The following is a 7,471-nucleotide window of genomic DNA, read 5'->3' as shown; positions in this document are numbered from 1 at the left end:
TAATATCTCCTGTTTCTCCATGTTTTAGTTCACTTACATTAGAATTTGCACTAATTGTAAATGGATTTCTATTTATATTACCGTAAACTAGCATACTCAACATACTAATTATTAAAATTGTAACTATTATCATAAAACTATATTTTTTTGTATTTTTTAATTTAACCATTAACTCACCTCCATCCAAGATTACTTCTTATTTCTAAAGGTTAATATATTACTAACTTTATATGGTGTATTATTTTTAATCTCAAATACAATTTCAATTTTAATAGCATTAGCATTTTTAAAATTATTGATTACTTTTTTATCTTTTGTTGCTTCTTCTGTTAAAGATGTTAATGTAATACTACTAACTAAATCTCCTATTTTAAACTCTTCTGAATCTTTCTTTTTCATATATAAGGATTTATCTTTTAGTATAAATGTTGTGTGTTCATTTTTATTTTCACTATTATTAAAGGTTAATTTAAGGTAACCATCTTCTGATTCTAAATAATCCTTTGATAGACTATCAGTATAATTATTCTTTGAAAGAACCTCACCTTTAACATTAGTTAAGCTGGATATATTAGATGCCTCCATAGCTGAATCAGTAAAATAATTCATTATGGACTTTGCTTCCCTTTGAAAATCTATTTGATTGCTTGTCTTATCTAAAGTTACATAATTTGAAATAAAGAAAGGACTAACTATCATTAATATTATTGATATTAATGATAGCGCCACAACTAATTCTACAAGAGAAAGCCCTCTTTTTTTACTTTTTAATTTTTTCATTTGATCACCAGCCTTCTCTTATATTAATTAACTTGCCAGTTGCTTGTTTTAACTAAGTCTAAAGTTGTATCATTTATGTCTTTTTGTGATTTCACTAATACATATGTAGAATCTGGATTTCCAGTAAATACTCCTTTAAAATCTTCATAATTACTTCCTATTAACTCTTTTAAATATTCTTCATCATAAGTTATATTTATATTTTGCTTTTTAGAGTTATTCTTATTTAAAACATCTAAATTTCCAGTAGTTATTATAGTTCCTTTAAAATTTATGCTACTATCTATTCTTACGTCCTTGTCCGTTATAATAACTCCATTACAACCTTTGTTTATTGTTATTAACTTATCTTTTATAGTTAAAGGACTATTAGCTATATTTTCTGGTATGTTAGTTCCATTATGTATATCAATATATATTAAATCATTATTATTTGTAAGTTTGTTTACATATTTCTTTTCTTTAGAAATTGTTGTTTCTGTATTTACAGCATTTACTTTTCTAAAATAATTATCTACATACTCTTCTCTTATTTTTTTAACATTATCTAAATTTAAGTTATTTCCTTTTATATCATTATTACCATCTACAGTTACACCAACACTTATTACATTATCAGCATTAGGTAATTTTATTCCATTACTTTTTATATTAACCGCCTTGCTAGCTTCCTTAAAATATTTGGCTTTAGCATCTAAAGTATTCTCTCCGTCTATACTCTCAACCAACTGTAGTGGATTATAATATTTAAACTTAACATCCTTACCTTTAACTGCATATGTATAAGCTATATAATTTCCCTTTACAGCTAAAGACTCCCCTGTTTGATAACTTTCACCTAAAGTATTTATATATGCACTTCCCATTATTACTGCCTTATTCTCAATGTCTAAGCTTGATCCACTTCCTAAATCACTTGAATTTATTATTATAGCACTTGAATTTTGTTTTTCTCCAATTAAATTTTTATCACCAGAATTACTATTTATTCCATAAAAACCATCTTGAAGTTTTATTGTTGAGTTTAACCCATTCATTATCAAATCATTCATAGTATAAACTGGCACTTTAGTGTCAATCTTATTTCCTCTTAAAGTTTCACTATTACCAAAAGCTTTATTTGAATTAATATCTTCAAAAGAATATATACCAAGATTGTGTGTATATACTCCCCTATTATTTCCTCCTGCTGAAGATAAAACTTTAAGATTTCCATTCTCTCCATTAAGAATTATGTCTTGCTTACTAACTAAAATTCCGTTATCTAAACTTAAATCACCACCAGAAATAACTATTCCACTTGTATTTTTGTTTTGAATTGCATTTTTATATGACTTATTATCTTCAAAACTATAATTTGCTGAAACATAAGCACTTCCATTTATATTCAAATTACTATTTTGATTAATATTAAGATTTTCACCAACTACTAAGCCTTGTTGCCATATATTATATACTGGTATCTTTTCTATATAATATGCTCCATTATAGTCAGGCAATTCTATATCAAAAGTTAATGATACATCCTTATAATTCTTTATTTCATTTCCATCTTTAACATTAAATTTTGAATTTAATCTCAGAGTTAGAATTTCTTTATCACTTTTTTTATTTTTAGGTAATACAAAAACAAAACTCTTATCTAAATCACTTAATTGGTTTATTCCATTATCTTCCCCTAATTTATTATCATTTATAGAAACTAATTCTATATTATAGTAATTATCTTCTCTTTCATATTTAAATCCTTTTGTATTAAATAACACATGTCCATCTTTAATTTTAAATAAATCTTTTAAATTATTCTGTATGTATTTTTTATATTCTTTTTTAAAAATATCATTTTGAGTACTTTCTACATTTTTAGAAGTTAAATTTTCAACGCTACTTTTAGTTACTGCATCATTTCCAGCTTCTACGGCCTTTGAAGTCAAATTATTAATTTTAACTTTAGCTTCATCTAACCCTGATTCAGACATATATAAATTTTTAGTCTTTTTAGAATCAACTATTATAGCTTTATAATTTGCTAAAGAAAGTGAGACTATTGCTGTACCTATTGTTGCAATTATTGCTAAGACTACTATTACATATGCAAGAGAAGCTCCCTTTTTCTTTTTCATGTATGACATATCATCACTCTCCTATAAATTCTGTAGCCTTTATATTATATATCTCTTCATTTCCATATTTAATATTTAAATCTATATCATATAAACCAACTTTATTATCATAAGGTGATTTCTCAACATAGTTTTTATAAATTTTAACTATTCCTTGAGGATTAGTATTTTCAATATTATCATAATATCTTACACCGCTATTCTTATATTTATAAGCATATATACTTAAATCACCTTCTAAATCACTATTAGAAGCTTTTAACGTTATAGACTTATTTTTTTCATCTTCATAAAAAAGAACCTTAACTTTAGAATCTCTATTTTTATCTAACAAATCTGACTTATTTATATTATTGCTTGTTCTTACATTATCATTATTAACTATAATACTTTCTCCTTCATGTGTTGATCTAATATCAACTTGTCCATCATTATTCTTCTCTATACTTAATTCAAGTAAATCATTATTTTCATTATTAATACTTTTATATTTTAATCTATACCATTGTCCATTTACTATTTTATAAACAGTTATACTAGTATTTCCAATATAAACACAATAATTAAAGTCTAATTCTTTACTATCTTTATTTTCATCTTTATTATTACTATCCCCATTTAAATTTGGTATTATATTCCCTTCAACTTCAAAGTCTTTATTTTTATTGTTAGGTTTAAAAACACCATTAACTTTATAAGAATCAAAGCTGTTTTTGCTATTGTTTTCTTCATTTAAAGTTATAATAACGCCATTACTTAGTACTATTTTATTTTTCTCTGGATCTTTTGATAAATTATATAACTTATCAATTTTTAATGCTTTTATTTGTTCTATAGTACTTTGAGCAAAATCTATAGCTTGCTGCTTTTCACCACTTTTAGTTGCTGTTTTAATAGCTGTTAAAGTAAAGCTTCCTAGGGGTATCATTATTAAAGTGAATAGAACTAAACTAATCATAGCTTCTATTACCGTAAATCCTTTTTTACTTTTTCGTTTTTTGATACCCATAAGCTTCACACCTCTTCTAATTTTTTATTACTTTTACTTTGCCTTCTGTTGTTATGTTAACTCTAGGATTATCTATATCATCCTTATCTACAACTAAATTAACATTTTTATCTGAATTATTTACTATTTTTATGTTAACTCCAGATTTATCATCCTTATTTTCTCTTTTCTCTGAGAAAATTTCAAAATTTATATCATTACTATTTGGTTTAAATTCTTCACCATTGCCACTAAAATCAGCTGGATATGTTTTATCTCCTACCTTATACTTGTAATAATACTTTCCATCTTTCTCTGTTACGTACATTTCTACATTAATAACATCATTTTCATCATTACTTAAATAGCTTGTTTTATTTTTATCTTCAGACTTACCTAATACTATGGTTGGTAAATCTGAGTTTATAGACCTAACAGTCATTAAAAAGTCATTCTTAACCTTTGAATTTTCTAGTTCATTTTCAATTGTTCCACTTCCTACAGCACTTGTTCCTGAGAAAGGATTTCCTTTACCATATTTATCATCAGCTGTTGTAAACTCTTCTTTTGAAGCATCTATCTTTGGAATTGCAACAAGTTGTATATTCATATTTGCTGATACATTTCCAGCAGTTTGTGCACTTAAATTAAAATTAATTATATTTATATGGTTTGGATTATCTTCAATCGACTTAATAAACTTCATAATATCCTCATAAGTACCATTTAAACTTAATGAAACTGTCATTTGGGTTAAGTTATATATTTCTTTTGGTTTTTTATCTTTTTTATTTTGATTTTTCTTATTATTAACTATATTATTATAATCATTAACAATTCCCTGTATTTGGTTTTTATTTTCATCATCCTCACTTTTACTAGAGGAATCTCCTTCTTGATTCTCCACAACAGGCATAGTTTTTATTTCAGAAAAACTCATAGTTCCTTTAACATTTGCATTATTCATAAGATTATTTAATTCTAATATTACATTCGGCTGTGATATGTTTGAATAAAAGCCTAATGTTAAATTTTGAATTTCTGAATTTAAAATATTTATCTTTTCTTTATTAGGTTCTATGGAATCAACCATTTTTACATCATTATCATATTCTTGCTTTACTTTTAATTCCTTTGATTTTAAAGCTTTTAATTTGTTATATTGATAATCCCAAACCACTTTATAATATCCAAACCCAACAACCCCTAGAGCTAGGACAAATAATAAAGTTTTTTCTCTCTTATTAATTTTCATTATTTCCTACCTCCTTTAAAGTACAATTTATTGAGAATGAATAATATCCCTGTGCATTTCTTTCTCCAATTCCACTTATATATGTATTTTCTATAAATCCTAAATTGTTTAGATTATATTGAAGATCACTTATTGCACTTCTTGTTTTTGATAAGGCTTGTATTGTTAATGTTTTGTTATCTATACTTATTTGAGTAAATACTAAATCATTAGGAACAGTACTATTTATTATTTTGATTCTTTGAGTATTTACATAATTGTTATCATAAACTTGTTCTGAAGCTGCTTTCACATTAGTATAATACTTTTCTAAATCATCCTGCTCCTCTTGCATCTTAATTGCTAAACCTAACTTTTCTTGCATATCTGGATTATCTATTTTACCTTGATAATAATTTATGTTTTTATCTAAAACATGTTCTTTTATAATGTTTACTGAAAAATTTACTACAAATATAAAAGCCATTACTCCAATTATTCCAAATTCTATGTACTTTCTTTTTGAATCACTTTTTCTTTCCTCAGCTATATGGGAGAAAAAGTTAAAATCTCTCATTATTTATCACCAACCTAAAGTCTTATTAAGGCTCCAATAGCGTTTATGTATTCTGAAATATTCACTTCTTCTACGCCTTTTTTAAATTCTATATTACTATTTCCTTCAACTTTTTTTACTTTCATGTCTAGTTTAGTTGATACATATCTTTCTAGTCCTTTTATATTTGAACTTCCTCCACAAAGATATATCTTGTCTATCTTGTTTTTAGTATTTTTACTTTTATAATATTTAATTATTCTACTAGCTTCATCAAACCAAGAATCTACTACTTCTCTAACAACGTGCTCTAAAGGCCCTTCTTCTCTATTCATCAAATTACAATTTTCTTTTTTTTGCTTCTCTGCATCTTCTGATGAAATTTCTAATACTTTTGATATTTTACTATTTAAATAATTTCCACCAGATTTTGTAGTTTTTATTAGCATTAACTCATTATCTTTCATTATTGTTAATCCTATATTCTCTGCTCCCATGTCAATACTTAAAACAGTTTCCTTCATTTCAAGATTCATTACGTAATAAGCTTTTCTTTTAGAATTATAATTTAAATCTAAAGCATATGGCTTTCCACCAATTTTATTAACAAGCTCTGCATAGGAATAAATCATTCTGTTTGGATAAACCACAATTAAGGCCTCTAACTTTTCCTTTCCATCAATAACCTTTTCATCTAAAATATTGTATTGAATCATATGCTCATCTAAGTTTATAGGAAGATATTGCTGAACTTCGTATTTAATAACTGATTCTATTTCATCTTCATTAACCTTTGGAATAATAATTGTTCTATTTATAATAGAAGTACTATTTGTAGTAAAAATAACATTATTATTTTTAACATTATGAGAATCCAAAGCCTCATTAATAGCCATAGCTAAATTATCTATATTCTTAATGTGACCATCTTCTATACTTCCTTTAGGTGTCTTAAACTCAAATGCTTTATCTATACTAACCTTATTTCTATGATATCTCCCCACAACAACCTTGGTATTATCACTTCCAATATCAATAGAAATAGCTTTTTTACTTACAACAAGCTTAACTTTTTTCTTCTTACCTTTTTTATCATTCTTTTTTCCTGAATCCTTTTTCTTAAAAGCCTTAATTATATCAGAAATATCCATCTTCAATATGCTCTTTTTCTCATTATTTCCTATTGACAAAACTTTACCTCCTTTTCCTTTTATAGTTTAAAAGTGCAAGGAAAAATTCCTTACACTTTTATTTAATATATCAAATTAAAATTATTTTTTGCTTCTTAAAAGTTTAATTATTTAGTTTTTGCTCCATCAGCGCTATTAATATCATATTCATTTTGTCCTTTTGGATATACTTCTATATCACCTATAGAAACACTTATTTCAGGCTTAACACCATTAGAAGCTTGTTTTATAGTTACTTTAAAGTTTCCAGTTTTATACTTCCCAGTTGGTATCACTTGTAAATTATTTTCTATTTGTTCTAAATCTCCTGTTGGTTTAGTACTTGGATTAGGTACTAATTCAACTGTTTCTCCATCTTGTTTAGAAATTTTATCTGGATCTATCTTACCCTCTGCAATTGCTGCTGATGTTGCATCATATATTGTTTTTGCACTTGCTATATCTGCTTTTATCTTAGATTTTCTTTGAATTCCTAAGAAGTTTGGTATAGCTATTGCTGCTAATATCGCTATGATTGCTATAACTATAATTAGTTCTATTAGCGTAAAACCTTTTTTCTTTTTGTTTTGTTTTTTTGTATTCATTTGTTTTCCTCCTTAA

7 protein-coding genes are annotated in these 7,471 nt (G+C 25.6%); all 7 read right to left on the bottom strand.

Annotated elements, in window-relative coordinates; translation table 11 throughout:
* Window positions 1-189 precede the first annotated feature (189 nt).
* A complete protein-coding gene (locus Q1J60_RS12005; RefSeq protein ID WP_300262641.1) occupies window positions 190-780 on the bottom strand; it encodes a PilW family protein in 591 nt (196 codons plus the stop codon).
* 23 nt (window positions 781-803) lie between these two features.
* Window positions 804-2,912 carry a type II secretion system protein gene (locus tag Q1J60_RS12000; protein ID WP_300262638.1) on the bottom strand — a complete coding sequence of 703 codons (2,109 nt, stop codon included), beginning with the start codon at window positions 2,910-2,912 and terminating at the stop codon, window positions 804-806.
* A 4-nt stretch (window positions 2,913-2,916) separates the two neighbouring features.
* On the bottom strand, window positions 2,917-3,912 hold the full coding sequence (locus tag Q1J60_RS11995; protein ID WP_300262635.1) for a type IV pilus modification PilV family protein: 996 nt from the start codon (window positions 3,910-3,912) through the stop codon (window positions 2,917-2,919).
* Window positions 3,913-3,928: 16 nt separating this feature from the next.
* Window positions 3,929-5,146, bottom strand: coding sequence for a hypothetical protein (locus Q1J60_RS11990; RefSeq protein ID WP_300262633.1), 1,218 nt, complete (start codon window positions 5,144-5,146; stop codon window positions 3,929-3,931).
* On the bottom strand, window positions 5,136-5,702 hold the full coding sequence (locus Q1J60_RS11985; RefSeq protein WP_300262630.1) for a PilN domain-containing protein: 567 nt from the start codon (window positions 5,700-5,702) through the stop codon (window positions 5,136-5,138). The genes Q1J60_RS11990 and Q1J60_RS11985 overlap by 11 nt, the downstream gene beginning before the upstream one ends.
* Window positions 5,703-5,716: 14 nt before the next feature.
* The gene (pilM, locus tag Q1J60_RS11980; RefSeq protein WP_300262627.1) at window positions 5,717-6,871 is read right to left on the bottom strand and encodes a type IV pilus assembly protein PilM; all 1,155 of its coding nucleotides are present in this window, start codon (window positions 6,869-6,871) and stop codon (window positions 5,717-5,719) included.
* 107 nt (window positions 6,872-6,978) lie between these two features.
* A complete protein-coding gene (locus Q1J60_RS11975) occupies window positions 6,979-7,455 on the bottom strand; it encodes a prepilin-type N-terminal cleavage/methylation domain-containing protein (protein ID WP_300262624.1) in 477 nt (158 codons plus the stop codon).
* Between the last annotated feature and the right edge of the window lie 16 nt (window positions 7,456-7,471).

The sequence above is a fragment of the Clostridium sp. genome (genome assembly GCF_029258205.1).
Taxonomy (GTDB): Bacteria; Bacillota; Clostridia; order Clostridiales; family Clostridiaceae; genus Sarcina.
Note: the sequence above shows the minus strand (reverse complement) of the source record. Positions and strands in the feature narration are given on the sequence as shown.